Source organism: Pseudomonadota bacterium (assembly GCA_039196715.1).
Classification (GTDB): Bacteria; Pseudomonadota; Gammaproteobacteria; order CALCKW01; family CALCKW01; genus CALCKW01.
Window position 1 is genome coordinate 39,984 of sequence record JBCCUP010000011.1, and the last position, 21,850, is coordinate 61,833.

16 protein-coding genes are annotated in these 21,850 nt (G+C 65.1%); 6 read left to right on the plus strand and 10 right to left on the minus strand.

What is annotated here, in order from left to right:
* Window positions 1-34: 34 nt before the first annotated feature.
* From AAGA11_06280 to AAGA11_06300, 5 genes are all read right to left on the minus strand, one after another.
* Window positions 35-1,033 carry a C-terminal binding protein gene (locus tag AAGA11_06280; protein ID MEM9602449.1) on the minus strand — a complete coding sequence of 333 codons (999 nt, stop codon included), beginning with the start codon at window positions 1,031-1,033 and terminating at the stop codon, window positions 35-37.
* A gap of 665 nt (window positions 1,034-1,698) precedes the next feature.
* Window positions 1,699-3,039: an aspartate aminotransferase family protein gene (locus AAGA11_06285; GenBank protein MEM9602450.1), complete on the minus strand. Its 1,341-nt coding sequence runs from the start codon at window positions 3,037-3,039 to the stop codon at window positions 1,699-1,701.
* Window positions 3,040-3,061: 22 nt separating this feature from the next.
* A complete protein-coding gene (gene phnY, locus AAGA11_06290) occupies window positions 3,062-4,507 on the minus strand; it encodes a phosphonoacetaldehyde dehydrogenase (GenBank protein ID MEM9602451.1) in 1,446 nt (481 codons plus the stop codon).
* Window positions 4,504-5,751: a phosphonoacetate hydrolase gene (gene phnA, locus AAGA11_06295; GenBank protein ID MEM9602452.1), complete on the minus strand. Its 1,248-nt coding sequence runs from the start codon at window positions 5,749-5,751 to the stop codon at window positions 4,504-4,506. The genes phnY and phnA overlap by 4 nt, the downstream gene beginning before the upstream one ends.
* Window positions 5,752-5,773: 22 nt before the next feature.
* On the minus strand, window positions 5,774-6,952 hold the full coding sequence (locus AAGA11_06300) for a 2-aminoethylphosphonate--pyruvate transaminase (protein MEM9602453.1): 1,179 nt from the start codon (window positions 6,950-6,952) through the stop codon (window positions 5,774-5,776).
* Between the two features lie 160 nt (window positions 6,953-7,112).
* Here AAGA11_06300 and AAGA11_06305 point away from each other — a divergent pair, with 160 nt between their 5' ends.
* The 4 genes from AAGA11_06305 (at window position 7,113) to AAGA11_06320 (ending at window position 13,362) form a co-directional block, all read left to right on the plus strand.
* Complete coding sequence (locus tag AAGA11_06305; protein ID MEM9602454.1) at window positions 7,113-8,666, plus strand: sulfatase-like hydrolase/transferase; 1,554 nt, start codon at window positions 7,113-7,115, stop codon at window positions 8,664-8,666.
* Window positions 8,667-8,923: 257 nt separating this feature from the next.
* Complete coding sequence (locus AAGA11_06310; GenBank protein MEM9602455.1) at window positions 8,924-10,963, plus strand: ABC transporter substrate-binding protein; 2,040 nt, start codon at window positions 8,924-8,926, stop codon at window positions 10,961-10,963.
* Window positions 10,964-11,200: 237 nt separating this feature from the next.
* Window positions 11,201-12,208: an ABC transporter permease gene (locus tag AAGA11_06315; protein ID MEM9602456.1), complete on the plus strand. Its 1,008-nt coding sequence runs from the start codon at window positions 11,201-11,203 to the stop codon at window positions 12,206-12,208.
* The gene (locus AAGA11_06320; GenBank protein ID MEM9602457.1) at window positions 12,208-13,362 is read left to right on the plus strand and encodes an ABC transporter permease; all 1,155 of its coding nucleotides are present in this window, start codon (window positions 12,208-12,210) and stop codon (window positions 13,360-13,362) included. Before AAGA11_06315 ends, AAGA11_06320 begins: the two co-directional genes overlap by 1 nt.
* A gap of 60 nt (window positions 13,363-13,422) precedes the next feature.
* Here AAGA11_06320 and AAGA11_06325 read toward each other — a convergent pair whose 3' ends face one another.
* The 4 genes from AAGA11_06325 to AAGA11_06340 all read right to left on the minus strand — a co-directional run bounded on the left by AAGA11_06325 (window position 13,423) and on the right by AAGA11_06340 (window position 18,704).
* Complete coding sequence (locus tag AAGA11_06325) at window positions 13,423-13,806, minus strand: hypothetical protein (GenBank protein MEM9602458.1); 384 nt, start codon at window positions 13,804-13,806, stop codon at window positions 13,423-13,425.
* Between the two features lie 167 nt (window positions 13,807-13,973).
* Window positions 13,974-15,545 carry a sulfatase-like hydrolase/transferase gene (locus AAGA11_06330; GenBank protein MEM9602459.1) on the minus strand — a complete coding sequence of 524 codons (1,572 nt, stop codon included), beginning with the start codon at window positions 15,543-15,545 and terminating at the stop codon, window positions 13,974-13,976.
* A 14-nt stretch (window positions 15,546-15,559) separates the two neighbouring features.
* On the minus strand, window positions 15,560-17,653 hold the full coding sequence (locus AAGA11_06335) for a TRAP transporter fused permease subunit (protein ID MEM9602460.1): 2,094 nt from the start codon (window positions 17,651-17,653) through the stop codon (window positions 15,560-15,562).
* A gap of 19 nt (window positions 17,654-17,672) precedes the next feature.
* Entirely contained in the window at window positions 17,673-18,704 is a 1,032-nt protein-coding gene (locus AAGA11_06340) for a TAXI family TRAP transporter solute-binding subunit (protein ID MEM9602461.1), read from the minus strand.
* A 133-nt stretch (window positions 18,705-18,837) separates the two neighbouring features.
* Here AAGA11_06340 and AAGA11_06345 point away from each other — a divergent pair, with 133 nt between their 5' ends.
* Window positions 18,838-19,812: a LysR substrate-binding domain-containing protein gene (locus AAGA11_06345; protein MEM9602462.1), complete on the plus strand. Its 975-nt coding sequence runs from the start codon at window positions 18,838-18,840 to the stop codon at window positions 19,810-19,812.
* 40 nt (window positions 19,813-19,852) lie between these two features.
* Here AAGA11_06345 and AAGA11_06350 read toward each other — a convergent pair whose 3' ends face one another.
* Entirely contained in the window at window positions 19,853-21,022 is a 1,170-nt protein-coding gene (locus tag AAGA11_06350) for a HupE/UreJ family protein (protein MEM9602463.1), read from the minus strand.
* On the opposite strand from AAGA11_06350, the gene AAGA11_06355 reads away from it, so the two are divergent.
* Window positions 21,021-21,821, plus strand: a complete 801-nt coding sequence (locus AAGA11_06355) for a DUF4198 domain-containing protein (protein ID MEM9602464.1) — start codon at window positions 21,021-21,023, stop codon at window positions 21,819-21,821. The genes AAGA11_06350 and AAGA11_06355 overlap by 2 nt on opposite strands.
* Window positions 21,822-21,850: the final 29 nt, after the last annotated feature.

A 21,850-nucleotide genomic window follows, 5' to 3' on the forward strand; every position in this document is an offset into this window, starting at 1 on the left:
AGTCACAGCTCGCGTGGGTGTTTCAGTGCGCGGGTCAGGCGGGGTAGACGGCGTTGGCCTGCCCCTGCAGGCGCGGGTCCCGGGAGTGTACGCGCACCGGGGCACCCGTGATCATCTCCTGCAAGCGGGCGTGGGCGTCGTCTTCGAGTCGGCGCATCGCGTCTGCAGTCCAGAAGGTCAGGTGGGGCAGGGCGATCACGTTCGGGCGGCCGAGCAAGGGGTGGTTCGCGTTCAGGGGTTCGGTGGCGTAGACGTCGAGCCCCGCGCCGCCGAGTCGGCCGCTGTCGAGGGCGTCGATTAGGGCTGCCTCGTCGACGAGCTCGCCGCGCGAGACGTTGATCAGGAGCGCGTCGGGTGGCATCCGGGCGAACTCGGCGGCGCCGATCAGGTGGCGGGTCTCGGGCTGCAGCACTGCGTGCAGTGAGACGGCGTCGGCGGTGGCCAACAGTGTGTCGAGTGAGTTGGTGCGCTCGACCGTTGCGTCGGTGAAGATGCGGTCGGGCTGGTGCGGGTCGTAGGCCAACACGCGGGTGCCGAAACCCGCGCGCGCCATGTGCGCGAGCGCCTGGCCGATGCGGCCGAAGCCGACAATACCGAGGGTCAGGCCTGACATGTCGCGGCCGAGCCAGCGCGGCTCTGGCCAGGACCAGCCGGTGCGCTGCACCGTCTCGTGCAGCGCTGGCAGTTTGCGCAGCAGGGCGAGCAGCAACAGGAAAGCGCCTTCGGCCACGGTGCGCTCGCCGTAGGTCGGGATGTTCACGACCGGGATGCCGTGCGCCTTGGCCGCCGGGATGTCGATTGCGTCGATGCCGACGCCGTACTTCAGGATGCCGCGCAACTGCGGTGCGGCGTTGATCACGCGGCGGGTGATTGGCGTGTAACACATCATCAGGATGTCTGCATCGGCCAAGGCCGCGATCAGGGTGTCCTCGCTGACGCCGTCGGGCAGCAGCACGATCTCGTGACCGGCGTCGGTCAGCCGGGCGTCGAGCGTGGGCAGCGCCAACTCGGCGTCGGTGCGGACAATTTTCATCGGGCGAGCGTCACGGTGCGGCGAACGTGCATCGTCGCACAGGCGGTGTGGCATCACAGCTGAGCCGCCGCATTCGCGCCTGCTTGCTTCGCAAGGCAGACGCTCCCACAGGGGGCGGTGACGCTGGTTGGGAATGGCCACGGTCTTGTGGGAGCTGCGTCCTCGTGTAACGAGACGCAGCGAATGGACAGGCACGGAGTTAGTCTTCAACGGCACACAGCATTCGCGCCTGCTTGCTTCGCAAGGCAGACGCTCCCACGGGGTGCGGTGACGCTGGTTGGGAATGGGCACGGTCTTGTGGGAGCTGCGTCCTCGTGTAACGAGACGCGGCGAACAGGGCGAGCACGGAGTTGGTCTTCACGGTACCTACCATTCGCGCCTGCTTGCTTTGCAAGGCAGACGCTCCCACGGGGGGGTGGTGACGCTGGTTGGGAATGGGCCACGGTCTTGTGGGAGCTGCGTCCTCGTGTAACGAGACGCAGCGAATGGACAGGCGCAGATTTGGTTATCAACGGCACACACCATTCGCGCCTGCTTGCTTCGCAAGGCAGACGCTCCCACAGGGGTGCGGTGACGCTGGATGGTTTTGTGGGAGCTGCGTCCTCGCCGAGCCGCGCAGGCTGGGCGAGACGCGGCGAATGGGGCCTGCTCGCGGACGAACGGCGCTACACGGCGTCTTTGACGGCTGTTTCGACGATGGTGAGGGCGCGGTCGAGGTCGGCCTGGGGAATGGTCATTGGTGGTGACAGGGTCAGGACGTTGCCGGCGCTCAGTTTGAAGGAGAGGCCGGCTTCGAGACAGGCGTAGAGGATGCGTTCGGCCCGCTCGGGGTCCGGCGTGCGCGCGTCTCGGTCAGAGACAATCTCGACCCCGAACAGGCAGCCGCGCCCGCGGATGTCGCCGACAATGGGGTTCTGGCCCAGTGTGCTGTCCAATCGCGCGATCGCACCCTCGCCGAGCTCGGCGGCGCGCTCGGTCAGGCCCTCGTCTTCGATGATGTCGAGCGTGGTCAGGGCAGCGCGTGCCGTGACCGGGTTCTTTTCGTGGGTGTAGTGGCCGATGGCAAAGTCACCAACCACGTCGAGTTCGGCACGCACGAGCACGGCAGCGATTGGCAGTGTGCCGCCGCCCAGAGCCTTGCCGAGCACGATGATGTCCGGTGTCACGCCGTCGTGGGCGTGCGCGAAGAAGCGCCCGGTTTTGCCAAGCCCGGTTGGGATCTCATCGAGGATCAGGAGCGCGCCGGTTGCCTTGGCACTGGCTTCGACGGCCTGCCAGAAGCCGGGCGGCGGCACCACCGGCACGGCGCGCATCGGTTCACCGATCACGGCCGACATGTCGCCCTCGCACTTCAGGACGTAGTCGACCATGTGCGCGCAACTGAGGTTGCAGCCCGTTGAAGCGCTGTGCCCGTAGGCGCAGCGGTAGCAGTTGAATGGGGCAACGTGTTCGGAGCCGGGCAGGAGCGGCCCGGCGATGTGACTGCGGAAGGTCGCTTCGCCGCCAACCGAGGACGCGCCGAAGCCCGCGCCGTGGAAGGCGTCCCAGAACGACAGCGTCTTGAACCGCCCGGTCGCCGCGCGCGCGATCTTCATCGCCACTTCGACGGCGTCCGAGCCGCCGGTGGTAAACAGCACCTTGGCGGGCCAGGGCGCCAAGGCGCACAGCCGCTCGGCCAGCTCGACCGAGACGGCGTTGGTAAAGCGTCTGGGCGAGAACGGCAAGCTGTCGAGTTGGTCCTTGATTGCCGCGATCAGCCGCGGGTGACCGTAGCCGATGTGGTGCACCGAGTTGCCGTGAAAGTCCATGAACCGGCGGCCCGCGGTGTCCTCGATCCAGATCCCTTCGGCGTGCCGGATCGTCGACGCGCACGGGGACGACAGCGACTGGTGCACGAAGGCGTCCGCATCGCGTGCGAGCAATGCGTCGGTTGCGTCATCGTTGCTGCCGGCGAGCCAGTCGGCCCGGGCGGCGCTGGTGTTGCTCTCGCCCTCGGTGTGCTTCATCAGCCGATCAGTGTGTGTTGCCTCAAGGCCAGGGCAGGGTGTAAGTCTTGACGTTGGTGAAGAACTTCATCGCCTCGAGCACGCCCTCCTTCACGCCGTTGCCGCTGTCCTTGATGCCACCGAAAGGCGACATCTCGATGCGGTAGCCCGGCTGCTCCCAGATGTTCACCGTGCCGACGTTGAGGCCGGTGATGAAGGCCTGGGCGCGCGGCAACGAGTTGGTGCACACGCCGGACGAGAGCCCGAAGGCGGTGCCGTTCGAGATCGCCATGACCGCCGCGTCGTCGTCCGGCACACGCACGATCGGCACGATCGGGCCGAAGGTCTCCTCCATCACGAGCTCCGAATCGTGTGGCACGTGATCGACCACGATCGGCGGCAGCAGCGCGCCCTGGCGGCCCGGGTCGTAGAGCACCTTGGCGCCGCGCTTCTCGGCGTCGTAGACGCGGCGCTCGAAGGTTTCGGCGGCCTGGGCGTGGATCACGCAGCCGAGTTGGGTGTCGGGGTCCATCGGGTCGCCGAAGCGGATCGCCTTAGCCTTTTCGAGGATCATCGGCACGATGCGGTCGGCGACGCTCTCCTGCACCAGGATGCGCTTGACCGCGGTGCAGCGTTGGCCCGAGTTGCCGGTCGCGCCTGCAACCGCGATGGTCGCGGCCTTCTCCAGGTCGGCGTCGTCGAGGTCGTTGAGGATGATCAGCGGGTCGTTGCCGCCGAGTTCGAGCGCGCTGCGCTTGTAGCCGGCTTTGTCGGCGATCATCTTGCCGACCGGCACGCCGCCGGTGAAGGTGATGATGTCGATGTTCGGGTCGGTGACCATCGCGTCACCGATGTCCTTCGGCCACCCGGTGACGATCTGGAACATCTCGGGCGGCAGGCCGGCCTCGTAGAGGATGTCGGCCAGCGTGATGGCGGTGAGCGGCGTGAGTTCGGTTGGTTTGCAGACCACGCAGTTGTTGGTGGCGATGGCCGGGGCGATCTTGTGCGCGACCATATTCAGCGGGTGGTTGAACGGCGTGATCGCGCTGATTGCGCCGACCGGCTCGCGCATCGTGTAGATCTTGCGCGCCTTGCCGTGCGGGGTCAGGTCGCAGGAGAAGATCTGACCGTCGTCGAGGATCGCGAGCTGCCCGGCCAACGTGAAGACGTCGTAGGACCGGCCGGTTTCGTAGAGCGCGTGCTGCTTGCAGATGCCGAGCTCGAGGGTGAGCCAGTGGGCGATGTCCTCGCGCTTCTCGCGAATCAGCTCCGCCGCGCGAAACAGGATCTGCTGACGCTCGTAGCGGGTCAGGGTTGGCGTGTAGTTCTTGGCGATCTCGAAGGCGCGCGCAGCGTGGCTCGCGTCGCCGGCGGGCACGGTCGCGACCACCTCGTCGGTGTAGGGGTAGCGGACCTCGATAACCGCGTCGGTGGTGACCTTCTCGCCACCGATGCGCATGGCTTCAACGCGAATGTCCTGGGTAGTCATGCAGTCGGCTCCAATGCGGCGGCGGTACAGGCGTAGAAAAAGGCGTCGAAGTTGCGGAGCGTCGGTGCATCCGGCACATCGATCACACGGTTGACGATGAACGGCACTTCCTGTTCGGTCAGGCCGCCGTGGCTGCGCAGCGGCTCTTTCAGTGCGGCGAGGTCGTGGCGGTCTGCGCTGGTGCCGATGGTCATGTTCTCGGTGGAGATCATCACCACATCACCGATGCGGTCGGCCGGCAGGTCGTAGCGCGCGACAGCCTCCTCGCGGGTGGTCACCTCGAGCAGCTCGGGCAGGGTCTTGAGCCTGGCCATGACATCGTCGCGGTCCGCGCCGTCCGGCAGGTAGGCGGTGGCGAAGGAACCGAGGGCACCGTGGTGCACGACGTAAGGGTCGGTGATCGGCAGGATCACGCGGGCGGCGGCGGTGCCGAGCCAGTCGTCGAGCCGGTCCTGGATGTAGATCACGGCCGGGTCGCCGTTGGCGTCGTGCTTGGGTTTCATGCCGTGGTCGGCGGTGACGACGATGGCCGCACCGAGCGCGTCGAGCTCACCGAGGTAGCGGTCGAACATCGCATAGAAGTCTTTCGCGCCTTGCTCGTCCGGGGCGAACTTGTGCTGGATGTAGTCGGTGGTCGAGAGGTACATGATGTCGGGTGACCACTCGCGCAGCAGTTTCATGCCGGCGGCAAACACGAACTCGGAGAGGTCTGCGGAGTACACCTCCGGCACCGGCATGCCGAGCCAGTCGCTGGCGTTGTCGATGCCGTGCTCGGCGACCGTGGTGTTGCCCGAGCGCTCCGAGGAAAAGGCGATGGCGCGGTCCTCGTCGAAACGTAAGCCCGAACCCAGTAGTGCACGCAGCTTGTCCTTGGCCGTGACCATCGCGACGCGCGCACCGGCCTCGTAGAACTTCGAGAACACCGTCGGTGCGCGCAGGAAGCGCACGTCGTTCATCATCACCTCTTCGCCGGTGTCCGGGTCGAACAGGAAATTGCCGCAGATGCCGTGTACGGCGGGCGGCTGCCCAGTCGCGATCGAGAGGTTGTTCGGGTTGGTGAACGAGGGGATCACCGAGTGCGCCAGGCGGTCGGTGCCGTCGGCGCGGATGCGCGCGAGGTGCGGCATCAGCCCCTCGGCGATGGCAACTTCGAGGTAGGCGGGTTCGCAGCCGTCGAGGCAGATGGCCACGGCGCAGGTGGTGGGCGCGGCGTAGGTGCGGTCGTTGGCGGTGACGTCTTGCATGGCGGTTCCAGAGAAAACGGGTTCAGGCGACGAGTTTCTTGCGCTCTTCGAGCGCGTCGGCGGGCGGTGCGGCAGAGCGAACGCCCATCTCGGCGAGGGCGTCTTCGGCGGCGGTGACCACGCGCGTCATGATGTGGTGGTCCATCTGTCCGATGCACCCCACGCGGAAACTGTCGACCACGGTGAGCTTGCCCGGGTAGATGATAAAGCCTCGCGCCTTCATTGCGGCGTAGAAGGCCTGAAAGTCGAAGGCCGGGTCGCCCGGGCAGAAGAAGGTGACGATGATCGGCGACAGCCAGTGCTCGGACAGCAGGGTCTCGAAGCCGAGCCTGCGGAAGCCCGCGACGAGTGTGTCCCGGTTGCGCGTGTAGCGCGCGAGCCGGGCGGGCGCACCGCCCTCGGCCCGGTGCAGCGCGAGGGCCTGCATGAACGCCGCCACCGTGTGCGTCGGCGGGGTGAAGCGCCACTGGCCGCTCGTCTCCATGATGGCCCACTGGGCGTGCACGTCGAGCGACAGCGAGTGGCTGTTGCCCTTGGCGGCGGTAATCGCCTCGCTGCGGGCGATAACGAAGCCGAAGCCCGGCACGCCCTCGATGCATTTGTTGGCCGAGGAGGTGAAGGCCGTGCAGTGGAGCGCGGCCGGGTCGAGTGGCAGGGCCCCAAAGGCCGACATCGAGTCGATCAGCAGCGCGCGGCCCGCCGCGTGGGTGGCCTCGGCGATCTCCTCGATCGGGTTCAGGATGCCGGAGGATGTCTCGCAGTGGATCGCGAGCACGTGGGTGATCGCCGGGTCGGCCGCAAGGATCGCTGCCACCTCATCGCCGCGCGGGGGCAGGTAGTCGCCCTTGTCGAGCAGGTGCAGGCCGCGTCCGAGGACTTCGAGCGTCTGTGCTGCGCGCAACCCGTACGCACCGTTGGCGAGCACCAGCACCTTGCCGTCGCGCGGCACGAAGCTGCCGAGCATGGCCTCGACGCAGTAGGAACCCGAGCCCTGAATCGGCACGCAGTCGTAGTCGCCGTTCGTGTGGCCGGCGATCTCCAGCAGCGCGGTGCGCATCGCGCGGGTCATCGCGCGAAAATCGTCGTCCCAGCTGCCCCAGTCGGTCAACATCGCGGCCTTGACCTCGGCGGCTGTGGTCAGCGGGCCCGGGGTGAGCAAGAAGGGTTCGCCCCGGGCGGGGTCTGGCAGTGGCGTGGTCATACACGGGTGCTCAGCTAGGCGGGCCGGGAGGCCGCGTGCATCGGCATTGTAGTGTCTGGGCAACCCGTCAGTGAACCGATCCGCTGTGACCGGGTGATGACGCGCCGTCTCGGCGTGCGTTGGCGTTGCAACACGCAGGTGTGAGCTGCAGCCCTGTCCCTTGAAACACACTCGCGATTCGAACACCATCGGGACGAACGACGCTGAAACCCGCGCTGAGCTCATGGCCTACCGACCCAATGTGCTGCTGATCGTCATTGACCAATTCCGTGCGGATCTCCTCGACGGTGCGCTGGCAAAGGTCGCGGGTCTCAAACACTTGGCGGCACTTGCTGAGGTCAGTTGTCAGTTTCGGCAGCACTACACCGTGGTCACGCCCTGCGGCCCGTCTCGGGTGTCGTTGTTCACCAGCCAGTACGCGCGCAACCACCGGGCCGTGCGCAACGGCACGCCGCTTCGCAACGACACGCCGAACCTCGCGCGTGCGATGCGCGCGGCCGGCTACGACCCGCTGCTGTTCGGCTACACCGACGTCGCCCAGGACCCACGCGTGCTGCCCGCCGACGACCCGCGGTTGCAGAGCTACGAGGAGTTGCTGCCGGGTTTCACCGAAGTGGTGCGCCAGCGACTCGAGTCGGACGACACCGCCTGGCGGGACCACTTGCGCGCCCGGGGCTACGCCGTGCCCGAAGGCATGGCGCTCTATGTGCCGGACGGCGATGCGCTCAACGCGCCGGCGCGCTACTGCGCCGAGGACAGCGACACCGCGTTTCTCACCGACCGCTTTCTCGCGTACATGGACGGGGCGCGTGCGCCGTGGTTTGCAACCCTGACCTACATCCGGCCGCACCCGCCGCTGGTGGCGCCTGCACCCTACAACCGCCTGGTGGATCCGGCCTCGGTGCCGCCGACACAGCAGTCGGACGACAACCGCGTCCACCCCTTTGTCGCCGCCTTGAGAGAAGCAAGCCCGGCACACCGAGCGGTGGAGGGCTTCGGTGCGTTTGACGCGACACCCGAGCAGATCAACACCTTGCGCGCGGTCTACCTCGGGCTCGCCGCCGAGGTGGACCACCACATCGGACGCGTTGTCGACTGGCTCAAGTCGAGCGGCCACTGGGATGACACGGTGCTCGTGGTCACCGCCGACCACGGTGAATTGCTCGGCGACCACGGGCTCTGGGGCAAGGGCAGCTTCCACGACGCGGCGTTTCACGTGCCCCTGCTGATGCGGGTGCCGTGGTTGTCACCGCGCCGCGTCGAGGCGATGACCGAATCGATCGACGTTGCACCGACTCTGCTGGACCTCGTTGGCCGCGCCGCTCCCGATGCGTTCAATGGCCAGAGCCTGAGCACCTTGCTCGAAGGTGGCGAGGGCGGCAGGGCGGTGACCGTGTCGGAGCACGACTTCGGCAACCCGATTGCGCCGTCGCGCGTGCAGCAGGCGCTGGGTCTCACGGCCGAGCAGGCGAACTTTGCGGTGTTGCGCACCCCGACGCATCGCCTGGTGCATTTTGCCGGGCCGTTAGCGCAAGTCGTGTACGACATGAACGACGGCGGCGAGCGTCGGGACATCGCGCAGCGACCCGACAGCGCGGCGCTGCGACTCGACCTGACGTCGCAGTTGCTCAGTCACGGCATGACGCACCCGGAGAGCACCTTTGCCTCGACCTTGGTCACCAACGCGGGTGTTCAGCGCGCCGGCGGAGGCTAAAAAACTTGGCAGTGGGCTGACTGCTTGTCATGCTGAGGTCACATTGGAAATTCAAAACGGAGGTTTTCAACGCACCGCCCAAGGGGTTGACTGAGTGGAGGAGGGAGACACATCAACCGTGGGCGCGGCCTGCACAGGCCGCCGAGCCGGGTCGGTGACGGCCAGGTTCACGACGAAGCTGTTCGTGTGCAGTCAATGACGCGCTCGGCTTCATCGCGACGGTTTCCGCGCGAACAACAAACGCAACAGGAGTTGAGATGAAACGCAAATTTGTACTCGGCGTTGCCGCCGTTGCGCTGCCAGGCGCAGCGATGGCGAACTGCCCACCGATCACCCTCGAAGCCATGGGCGGCGTTGCCGCAGGCGCCTACCCGCAGCAGTACGAACTCGCTGAATTCCAGGCCGCCGCGAGCTGCACCATGGAATTCTCCGCCAACCCCGCCAGCGCCGAGCTGAACGGCCGCATCCAGGGCAACGGTGAACTGCCGTCGCTCGCCGACCGCCTGCCGTCTGAGCCGCTGGTGATGGTCCCCTACGACAGCATCGGTCAGTACGGCGGTGAGCTCGACGTGCTCTCTAACGCCACCGAAGCCGGCACCTCCGACTTCCTCTCGGTGCGTCACGTCAACCTCGTGCGCTACTCCGACGACCTGCAGACGATCGTGCCGAACGTCGCCAAATCCTGGGAGTGGAACGCCGATTTCACCCAGCTCACCTTCAAGCTGCGTGCGGGCCACAAGTGGTCTGACGGCACGCCGTTCACCAGTGCGGACGTCAAGTTCTGGCACGACAACCTGCACATGGACACCAACATCTTCGAGTCGCCGAAGGACTACGTGACGGTGGCCGGTGAGCACATGTCGGTTGACACGCCGGACGACACCACCGTGGTGTTCAACCTGCCGGCGCCAAAGCCGGGCCTGCTCGCGCACTTCGCGACGCACTTTGGTCAGGGCTTCCAGCCCAAGCACTTCCTCGGTCAGTTCCACCCCGCGATCAACGCCGACGCCGACAGCTTCGCGCAGAGCCTCGGCTTCGAGAACGGCTACGACGCGATCAAGGCCTACTGGGGCAACTCGGACTGGACCGATACGCCGACACCGATGCTGGCCAAGCCGGACCTCGTCGATGGCTTGCCGAAAGCGACCTTGCCGACGCTCGAGTCGCACATCGTGATCCGCGACACCACCGAGGGCCGCTACTTTGTTGCCAACCCCTACTTCTTCCAGGTCGACACCTCAGGTCAGCAGCTGCCCTACATCTCGACCCAGGACGAGGTCTACATCAACGACAACGAAGTGCGCATCCTCAAGCTCGTGAACGGCGAGGTGGATTACAAGTCGCAGTCGCTGCAGCTCGCCTCGGCGCCGCTGTTGCTCGAGAACCAGGAAAAATCGAACTACACGATCTACCTGCGGCCCGAGATCACCATTGGTGCCTTCGGTTTCAACGTGACGCACGAGGACCCGGCCAAGCGTGAAGTCTTCGGCAACCTGAAGTTCCGCGAGGCCATGTCGATCGCGATCAACCGCGACGAGCTCAATGACGTGGCCTTCTTCGGCCAGGGCACGCCGCAGCAGTACGTCGGCTTCTCGCCGCTGCCGGAATTCGTCGACCCCGCGCTGCTCACGCACAAGACCGAGTTCGACGCTGCGGGCGCGAACGCACTGCTCGACGAGCTCGGCATGGCCGACACCGACGGCGACGGCTTCCGCGAGTTGCCGAACGGCGACAAGCTGGTGCTGAACCTGAACTTCTCCACCCAGGGCATCGCCGGCCAGACCGTCGAGCTCGTCGCGCAGAACTGGGCCGATGTCGGCATCCAGTCGGTGGTCAAGGAAGTGACGCCGGACGAGTACCGCTCGGCGCAGTCGGCCAACCAGCTCGACGTGTCCATGTGGCGGAAGTCGCAGCCGCTCGCGATCGTGCTCGGCAACAACGAGCTCTGGGTGCCGCCCTACGAGAACTACTTCGGCAACCGCAACGCGATGCTGTGGGCCGAGTGGATCGACTCCAAGGGCAGCTCGGGTGTCGAGCCGCCGCAGTGGGCCAAGGACATGGTCGACAACATCAACGCGGTGCAGTCAGCGGATCAATCGAGCCAGGAATTCCAGGATCTCGTGACCGCGATGGCCACGGCCATGGCGGAGAACCTGATGTTCATCGGCACCGTCAACGCGCCGGCGCCGATCTACCGCAACAACGACCTGAAGAACTTCGCGGACTTCAAGACCCACTCCTACGAGTACTACCGGACCTACCCGTACCGCGCCACCGGTTGGTGGTTGGACGAGTAATCCGGGTTGTCTGAGCGACGGGTCCCCGTGGGCACATCCGCCCGCGGGGCACCTGCGACGGTGCGCGGGGCGCGCAACAGCGCGCCCCGTGTTGGTTGCCCCTCGCCGGGCACCCCTGGCCGGGCGCCACTTTCGTTCGTGTCCCCATCTCCCATACACTCCAGAGCGGTTCTCGAAGCCCGCTGGCAGGGCAGGGCGTGTGATGGCACGGTCTGATCGCGGCGGCAGGGGAAAACGATGCTGAATTTTGCGCGCTTCGTCGGCACCCGTGCCGTGATGGCGCTGATCACCCTGGTGCTGGTGTCGCTGGCGGTGTTCTCCTTGATGGAGTTGGTGCCGGGCGACTGCGCCGAGCGTTACCTCGCCTTCAAGAACACCCAGGGCTCTTCGATCCAGATCGCCAACGAGCTCGAGGCTGAACGCCAACGGCTTGGCCTGGACCGCCCCTACCTTGAGCGCTGGGCCGGTTGGATCGTCGGTGCCTTCCAGGGCGAATTCGGTGACTCGTGCATCCTGCGGGTCAACATCGCCAACCTGCTCGGCGACAAGTTCTGGCTTTCGCTGGCCATCTGCCTTGCGTCGCTGGTGCTCGCCTACGCGATTGCGATCCCGGTCGGTATCATCGCTGCCGCCTCCGACAACGCCTTTCTGAACAACTCGCTGCGCGTCGTCAGCTACCTCGGCCTCGCGATGCCGAACTTCCTGCTGGCGCTGGTCATCATGTTGTTTGCGACGGTCTGGTTCGGCGAGACGCTGACCGGCCTCTTCAGCGATGAATACCGCGACGCGCCGTGGTCCTGGGGCAAGTTCGTCGACCTGCTCCAACACGCCTGGCTGCCGATCTTCATCCTCGGCTGGTCGGCGACGGCCTTTGCGCTGCAGACCGTGCGGGCGCTCATGTCCGATGAAATCGGCAAGCTCTACGTGACCGCCGCGAGTGCGCGCGGGGTGCACGGGCGCAAGCTGCTCTGGGGCTACCCGGCGCGCCACGCGCTCGGGCCGATCATCAACTCGCTCGGCTTCGACCTCAACCGCATCTTCAACGAGCTGCCGATCGTTGCGCTGATCCTCGTCATGACCGACGCGGGCGCCTTGCTGATCGAGGCACTCGCGCGTTCGAACGACCAGCAGCTCGCCGGCGCCATCATCTTCCTGCTGACTGCGTCGATCGTCGCGTTGAATTTCCTCACCGACGTGCTGTTGGCCGCACTCGACCCGCGCGTGCGCAAGAGCATCGTGAACTGATGGACACCCGGCAGACGACCCCGCTCGGCGACGACGCCGCTTCGCAACGCGCCAAGGAGGCCTATTTCACGGCCTCGCAGAGCCAGTTGATCTGGGCGCGCTTCAAGAAACAACGCTCGGCGCTCGTGGCGGCCTGGGTGCTGATCATCCTCGTGGTCTCGGGTGTGTTCGCGCCGTTCCTCTCGCCCTACGACCCGACCGTGGCCGGCCGCGACAAGGACTACACCAACGGCGCGCCGCAACTGCCGCTCTTCTGCGACAAAAACGGCTGCTCGCTGCGGCCTTTCATCCACGCGGTGGAGCGCGAGCGCTCGCTTGCGACCAACTTCCGCTGGGTTACGACGATCAACGAGGACGAGCGAAACTACCTGACCTTCCTGCCCAAAGGCGACGACTACACGCTCTTGGGATTCATCCCGGGCGACCGGCACCTGTTCGGTGTCGAGGCGGGCAAGATCCACCTGTTCGGCACCGACGAGGACGGCCAGGACATCTTCAGCCGCACCCTGCGCGCGGTCTGGACCTCGTTGCAGGTTGGCACCATCGGTGTGCTGATTGCCTTCGTGTTGGCGCTGATCATCGGCGGGGTGTCGGGCTACTACGGCGGTTGGATCGACAGCGTGATCCAGATGGTCACCGACGCGGTGCGTACCGTGCCTGCGATACCGCTGTTCATGGCGGTCGCCGCGTTCCTGCCGGCCGAGACCTCGGCCGAGGCACGGTTCTTCTACATCTCGCTGATCCTCGGGTTCATCGGTTGGCCGACGCTCGCGCGGCGCATTCGCACCCACCTCCTGACCGAGCGCAACCAGGAGTATGTGCTGGCAGCACAACTTTCCGGTGCGTCGTCCGCGCACGTCATTCGCCGGCACCTGCTGCCGTCGTTCACAAGCTACATCATCGTCGACCTCGTGATCTCTTTCCCCTACATGGTGCTGAGCGAGACCGCACTCTCGTTCATCGGACTCGGCCTCAAGGACCCGGTTTCCTCGCTCGGCGTCATGCTGCAGAAGGCGACGTCCGCGGATGTGATGCTGAACTACCAGTGGTACTTCATTCCGGTGTTCTTCTTCATTGCGCTCGTGATGGCTTTCGTGTTTGTCGGCGATGGCCTGCGCGATGCGGCCGACCCGTACGCGGACGCCAACAAGTAACCGATCCGATCACATCTCCACCGGTGCGCGGCGTCCGTAGTGGCCCGGGCAACCCCGTGGTCAGCGCGAGTCGCAGGGCAGCAGATCGCTGTTTGACAAGAACGGCCCCCAGCGCAGTGTCAGGGCATCGTCCTCGAGGTTGAAGCGCAGGAAGTACGCGCGCACCGCGTCTTCGCCGCATCGCGCGTGCGCGGCCGAGAACAGGCCATTGTCTCGCGGCTGCACCGGGCCCCAGGTCAGCGCGCACCAGAGCGTGCCGTGTCGCAACCAGTCCGGGCCGACCTCGAAGGGCTCGGCGAGGACGGTACCACCGGGCTGGATTGGCAGCCGCGCGCAGTGCGAGGCCGTGCCCCAGGTGCCGAAGAGGGGCGCGTGCGGGTCCGGGTTGGCCACCACAGCGGTGGTGCTGGCGACCCACACGAGAAGGCAGAACGAGGCGCGCATGCGTCGGTGCTCGGTGTGTGCAGATGCAGACACAGACCTGCGGAGGACAGGCGCGTTCCCGCGGCCCATCAGGCCACCGACCCCGCCGTCGGGCGACTCTCCATCCGAGATGGGTTGACGGCTGCTGCGGGCAGCAGGATCACCGTGCAGCGGGCGGTGATGTCGGTTCAGGCCCGCCGCGTTGCCCGAGGTGATGTTTCCATGTTGTTCATCATCTCGAGGGCGAGTTGCTGCATGAGTTCGGCTCTCAGTGTTGCACAGCTTGGATCATCAAAGCGGTTGTGCTGTTCGATCGGATCGCTCGAAAGATCGTAGAGCTCGCCGAACGGCTGCTCCTTGTAGAGGGTCAGACGGTGCTCTGGCGTGATCAGCGCCCGCACCAGTGCCGGTGTGTCGAATCCGAACCGAGCCATGCCGTCCTCGTACTCCACCAACAGACGGTCTCGAACGGATGCCGTGGGTTCGTGGACGAGGGCAGTGATGTCTTTACCCTGTATGCCCCAGTAGGGTTTGAGGCCGGCGCGTTCGATCAGGGTCGGGGCGATGTCCACGGTCGAGCACAACGCATTGGACACCTTGGCAGCACGGTCTGCGGGATCTGACCAGATGAACGGCACACGCGTGATCCCACGATAGGGCACCGCACCCTTGAGCAGCATGCTGAAGTCGCCGAGGAAATCGCCGTGATCGGAGGTGAACACGATGACCGTATTGTCGTACAGGCCGTTGGCCTTGAGGCGTTCGAGGATCTCGCCGACGGCGTCGTCGATCATGCTGATCAGCCCCGCCGTCAACGCCATCGCCTGTTGGATTTCCGATGCCGGCGCCATGAACACCGTTTCCATGGTCTTGGGCGCCACGCCTTCGAGGTACTGGGCGCGCACCCGCTGCAACGGCGGGATCGGATTGCGCAACTCGTCGTAGTCCGGTGGGACTGTGAAATCTTCCGGGTTGTAGAGATCCCAGTAGTGCCCCGGTGGGTTGAACGGGTGGTGAGGGTCGTTGAAAGACACGAAGGAAAAGAACGGTTGGTCGGTGTCGCGTCGCGTGTCGAGGTAGTCCAGCGCTCTCTCTTTCACGTAACTCGTTGTGTACAAACCCTCGGGTATCGGCAGGCGGACAGCCTGCGGGCAGCTGTAGTTGTGTCGCAATTGGTTGGCGGGGTCGAGCAGCGCCAGTCCGTTCGGGTCCTGCGCGAGCAACCACTGCGTGTAGTGGCCGCCGGACTTGAAACCGTGCGCGGTCAGCAGATCGACCTGGTTGAAGCCGTAGTAGGGCACGGGAAAATCCGGTTGTGTCACGCCCCGTGCCAGGTGAGCGGATTCCTCTGCAAGAAACGGCGTGCGGTCGGTGAGGGTCGCTTCTTGGTAGAAGCCCAGCGTGTCGCGGTCCACGCGTTGCTCTGCGTCTATGCCGGTAAACGGTTGCAGATGGGATTTGCCGATGCTGGCGGTGTGGTATCCGGCCTGCGCGAGGACATCGGCGAAGGTCGTGGAACCGGCAGGCAAACAGCAGCCGTTGTAACGCAAGCCGTGTACCGACGGATAGCGGCCCGTCATGAGACTCGCACGGTTTGGCATACAAACGGGGCTGGCTGCGTGAAAGTTCTCGAAGCGCGTACCCTCCGCAGCGATCGAGTCGATGTGGGGTGTCCGCAAAACCGGGTGCCCGGCACACCCCAACCAATCGGCGCGCTGTTGGTCCGTGATGATGAAGAGGAAATTGGGTCGGTCGGTCATCTGAGGCGAGCGTGTCAAGCTTGGGCGGTATTGCTCGCGGGTCCGCGCCACGCGTTTCGCACCAACAGCAGCAAGGCGACAGCGCAGGCGGGTACGAATACGGTGGGTGACGGCAGCAGGCACGGTATGACCAGCGCGATCCGCAGCAGAGATTCTGCGCCACCCACGCGGCGTACATCAAAGCGCGAGAAAGCGGTCGCCAACAGCACGATGCACAGGCAGAGTCGCGGCAGGATGCTGATGAACTGGCCTATTTCGAAGCCGTCCGGCCGTGACGCCAGCAGCCGACCCGACGTGGTGTCCGCAACGAACGCCTCCTCAATCAACAGCAGTTCGGGGTAGAAGGCGAAGACGAACGGGATGACAAACATGCTGATACCGAGCCGCAACGAGTTGAAACCGGTTTGCAAGGGGTCCGCCCGCGTGATGGAAGCGGCGGCAAAGGCCGCAATGGCCACCGGCGGGGTGATTGCCGACGCCACCGCAAAGTAGAAGACGAACATGTTGGCCGTGAACAAGCCGATCCCGAGGTTGCCCAGCACGGCGGCCATGACGATGGTGACGTTCACGTAGGCCGGCAGGGTTGGCATACCCATGCCGAGCAACAGCGCGAGCAACATGGTGACGAACAACACCAGGAATTGAGACACGTAACCCGGCAGCAACACTTCGGCGCCAAACACGGTGAACGACAGCGAGTTCTCGACAATCTGCGCGATCAGCGTGCCAAAGGAATTGGTAAAGCCCGTCGCGGAGAGCGACGCGGCGACGATGGCGACGGCCATGAAAAGCAACATGATGCGTGCCGCCTGGATGCCAGCGTTGCCGAGCGCGTCGAGCAGCAGCCGGGGCTTTTGACGGACATCGGGGTCGATGAACGAGACGATCACCAGCGCTGTGACCGCGAAGAGTCCTGCCGCCGTGACGGAGAAGGCTTGGCTTGCGAGCACTGCCACGATGATGCCGATGGGTATGCCGACAATCCACAGGTTCAGGTAGTCCTGGCGCTGCATTTGAAATTCGGCAGGCAGGTCGTCCCCGATGGCCTGAAGGTCCATTTTCCGCGCCTCGATCGACACCGAGATGAACAGCGTGAAGTAGTAGAGGCACGCCGGAATCAGCGCGGCCAACACGACTTTGCTGTAGGGCACGCCGGTGAAATCGGCTAGAAAGAACGCCGCCACACCCATCACCGGTGGCACGATCTGCCCGCCCGAGGACGCAGCGGATTCCACGCCGCCGGCGAAGGTCGGCGAGAACTTGCGCTTGAGCATCATCGGGATGGTCAGCGTACCGGTCGCGAGCACGTTGACCACCGGGCCACCCGACATGGTGCCGAAAATACTCGATGACATGATCGCCGCGTGCCCGGGCCCGCCGCGCAAGTTGCGGCTGAGGTTGAAGGCGAGCTTGATCAGCGATTTACCGCCGCCGGTTTGCGAGAACAGGCTGCCGAGCACGACAAAGGGAATGACGATGTTCAGCAGGATGCCCGGAAAGCGGCCGAGCAGGGAGTGTTCGTCTCCGACGATCAGCCACTTGTGCAGTTCACCCTTGGGGTCGGTTGCGGCGGGCACGTAGGACAGGAATTTGTTGCCGGAAAACCAGTCGAGGTGGGTGCCGATCGCGGCGATCACGACGTAGCACACGCAGGCGATGGCAATGCCGGCGATGCCGGCGCCCCAGATGGTCCAATTCATCCAGAGCAGGGCCACAGCCGCACTGACGGCTGCAAAGGCGACCCAGTCGGGTACCCCTTCGAGCAAGCGCGACATGGGGTCGGCGTAACTTTGCCAGGACACCGGAAAGAGATCCGGTTTCTCCATCAGCGTCTCGTGCAGGTAGGTGAACGTGAACAGGCTGATGGCGGCAAAGCACCCCCATTCGAGCGCGCGTTGTGCGCGGACACTCGAGACCCACTGTTGAAACGGAGCGCGCAACAGCAGCGCGCTCATCAGCAGGAAAAAGGCACCGGCTTTCAGAAACTCCTCGCTGATGTCCAGCGTGGGAACCCCGACGCCCTCCGGCACCGCGGTGGCGAGGACCACCAGAATGACGACGGACGCCAGGCCATTGGACAGCCTGGCGCCCACCGTTGGGCGTGTCACGTCCGCGCTCAAACCGGACTCACATCACACTGTCGGGCAGGCTGAAACCGGCTTCTTGGTAGTAGCGGATCGCGCCGGGGTGAAGTTTCATCTCCACTTCCTCAAGCCCGGTGATCACGCGTTTGATGTTCAGGCCAGGCATCCACGCAGCGCTCTTCATCGCGTCGTCATAGCGATCAAAAAACGCTTTGGTCATGCCGTACACGAGCTCTTCGTCCATGCTCTCGTTGACGGTGAGCATCATCTTGTAGGCGATCAGGTTGACGTTGCCGTCACCTGTGCCCTCACCGCTGAAGACGAAATTGCCTTCGCCCATGTCGCTGACCGCCACCTCGTAGCCACCGAAGCCGGTGCGCTTGGATACCGGTCCACTGATGACCGATGCGGGCAAGCCCAGGACACGCACTTCGCCGGCAGCCTGCAGTTGCATCAACGGCGCACTCGGCCAGGGACCGGGCCGCATCAGCACGTCGACCTTGCGGTCGGTGAACGCCTGGTTGACCGCACCCCAGCCCATCTTCACCGCTTCGTAGTCGTCGCCGGCCTTGAGGCCCGCGGCCGCTTCGATCATCGCGATCGAGTTGTTGCTCGCCGCGCCGCTCGGTGGGCCGACCAGGACTTTCTTGCCTTTGAAATCGTCGAAGTTTTCGATGCCCGAATCGGAAAAGGTGACGAAGGTGTAGTACCCGGCATCGAAACCGAATACCGCACGCAGTTTGGATTTGAGCGCGCCTCGGGTGCCCTCGTCGAGCTTCTTGTACGGGCCCTTGCCGCCACGCAGCAAACCGGTGGCGGCCACGGGAATGATGCCCATATCGACCTTGCCCGTCGCAATCCCGAGCAGGGTCTTGGTCAAGGTGTTGCCGTCGGTCACTTGAATCTCGGCGACCTCGGCGTCGGAAGCGGCCTTGCCAAAGGCGACCAGCGGCACGTGGGTCGATCCGCCAGCGCTGCCGCCCTGGGCGGACAAGACGGTGCTCGCGTTGACGGTGGCCGTGGACACCAGTGCCAGCGCGCCGAGCACGCTCCCCAGAACCGTGCGTGTGTTCATGTTCTCCCCCTGTTTTCGCACGCGTGTGCGTGCGTTGAACGAATTTGTCCACGACACCTTGGCACAATGCCCGATAGCAATAAAGGCACTATAATTTATCCTATGATAGAAAAATTCTATTGTTTGGTGCCTCGTGAGTGACGGTGTCGGCGGCGGCTCGGCCACACCGGAGGCTGACGTCAGCCTGCGAGCGCTTGAACGCATCCGCTTTGTTCAGCTGCAGCTGGTGCTCGATATCGTGCAACACGGCACGGTGCACAAAGCGGCCGAGGCGCGGGGTATGTCGCAGCCCGCGCTGACCCACGCGCTGCGGGAACTCGAGAACACCCTCGGCGTGTTGCTGTTCGAACGCTCGCGTCGGGGGATGTCGTTGACCGCCTACGGTGAGCAGTTTGCGCAACACGCGCAGATCATGGTCAACCAGATGACGTCCGCTGCACAGCACCTCGGGGCGCGCAAAGCCGGGCGTGCGGGGCATGTCACGGTGGCGATGTTGCCGGCCGTCGGGCCGGAGATCATGCCGCGCGTCGTGGCGCGTCTCGACGCGCTCGACACGAACATCAGCGTGACGATGTCGAGCGGAGCCTCGCAGCTGAACACCTCGCTGTTGCTCGAGGGCAAACTCGACATGCTTGTCGGTCGCTTGCCCGATGCCACGATAGACGGGCTGCGTCAGATCCCCTTGCTGTACGACGGCATCAGCGTGGTCTGTGGGCCGGAGCACGCTATCCTGGACCACGCGGACCTCGAGCTGAGCGATCTGGTCTCCGAGCGTTGGGTCATGCCCGAGCGACAAGCGTTGATCATGCGGGATGTGCGCACGTCCTTCAGGCGCTACGGTCTCGAGTTGCCGACTGATGTGCTGGAGGTTTCCTCGGTTCAGGCGGTTCGGTCAATTTTGCGCACGACAGACCGCATCGGGTTGCTGTCGTCCGCTGTGGCGCGCGATGAAGCCCAGTTCGGCCTGCTGCGAGTATTGGATGTGCACCTCGACACCGCGCTCACGCCGATCGGCATCACCACACGCTCGCACGACGAACTCAGTCCGGCGGCGGCCCTGGTGGTCGACCTGATTCGCGATGTGTGTCGTGACGCAGACGACCTCTAGACCGCGTTCGCACCTGTGCTGCCGGCTGAGAAAACCGGATTCAGAAAAACACCCGCTCCACAGTCCAGTAGACGCCGAGTGCGGCGATCGCGAGTGAACAGGGGATGGCGATGCCGCGGCGGTACCACGCGCGTTTGCCGAACGGCAGGCCGAGTGCGAGCCAGGCGACCGCGATCACCGCGAGTTGGCCGATCTCCACGCCGACGTTGAACGCGAAGAGGCTGGCGAAGAACTGCGAGGGCGGCAGCCCGACGTCGCCGAGCACGAAGGCGAAGCCGAGCCCGTGCAACAGCCCGAAGCCGAACACCACCGCGGTGCGCACCCAGGTGATCTCGCCGCCGCGCAGGTTCTCGACCGCGACGTAGGCAATCGACAGCGCGATCAGCGGCTCCACCACGCTGGCCGGCACGCTGATGTGGCCGAGGCTGGCGAGCGCCAGTGTCACCGAGTGGGCAAGGGTGAAGGCCGTGACCTGCCAAATCAACGGCTTCAGCGCGAGCGAGAAGAAGAACAGGCCGAGCACGAACACGATGTGGTCGAGGCCCTTCGGAATGATGTGCTCGAAACCCACCACGGTGTAGTGCAGCAGCGTCTGAGCCAGGCTCAGCTCGGCCGGTTGGGTGCGCGGCATCGGTGCGGAGTCAGCCCCGCTCGAGAGCATCGCGGCATAGCCAACCACCCCGTCTGCATCGAGTTGCCGGACAATCAAGCTGCCGAGGTCGGCAGTCCAACCGAAGCGCACCGGGGCGCCGTCGGCGGGCAGATCCGCCGTCAGCAACAGCACGCTTTCGCGGGCGAGGATGGCGTTGCCGATGTCGGGTATGACGAGAGATGCGATGACCGGGTCGAGCCGCGCCTCGCCTGCGTGCAATCGAATCTTGGGTTTGATCGTCGGCCACACGGCATCAAACTGCGGTTTGAGTTCCTCCGGGGACGCGAGCCGAAGCACGTCGTAAGCCTCGGAATCGACGGCATCATCGGTGTCCTCGAGGCCATCGAGGTCGATACCGAGAATGATGGGTTCAAGCGAAAGCGTGATCTCAACGCTGACCGATTCGGCTGCCACGGTGACGTTGACAATGGCGGGCTCGACCTCGTGTGCGTGCGCCGTCGCGGCGCAGCCAAGGGCGATCAGCGTTGCCGCGCCGGTTGACTTTGCGGCTTTGCGCGCTTTAATGGCGAACCCGTACGCCGCTTCGGTGAGTGTCATGTGCTGTCGTCTTTTTGCGTGGGTGTTGCTGTGTGGGCTGGTGGCCCCGGGGCACGCGCACGAGTTCTGGATCGAGCCCGAGGCCTACACCGTGGCGGCGTCTGAGAAGGTCGTCGCGCACTTTCGCAACGGCGAGCACTTCGAAGGCAACCGGCTCTCGTTTATCCCGAGCCGGTACGCGAAGCATGACTTTATCGTTGGTGCATCACAACAGGCGATCACCGGTGATCTCGGGCGGCGGCCCGCGGTGTCGGTTGAGCCGGCCGAGAGCGGGCTCGGCATCCTCGTGGTGCAGTCCGAAACCCAGCGGCTGCGCTACCCGAACTGGGAGAAGTTTCAGAACTTCATTGACCACAAGGATTTCGACCTCACCCAGGCCGAGCACGTCGCGCTCGGCCACCCGGCGGCCGATTTCCGCGAGCGCTACCGGCGTTTTGCGAAGTCCCTTGTCGGTGTGGGCGACGCGCGTGGTTCGGACCGCCGCGTTGGCCTCGAAATCGAACTCGTGGCGCTCGTCAACCCCTACCTCGATGACCTCAGCGAGGGCATGCCGGTGCAGGCCTTCCTTGCCGATGCCCCGCGCGCGGACGTCCAGATCGAGCTGTTCGAGAAGGGCGCTGACGGCGAGGTGGTGACCACGCTGCACCGCACCGACGAGGCCGGTGTGGCGATGCTGCCGGTACAGGCCGGCCACAGCTACCTCGTGGACACCGTCCACTTGCGGCCGGCGCCGGCCGGCAGCAAGGATGGGGTGGTCTGGCAGACCCTCTGGGCCTCGCTGACCTTCGCGGTGCCCTGAACGGGGCGGCTGCCCCCCTGTGTCCCCTG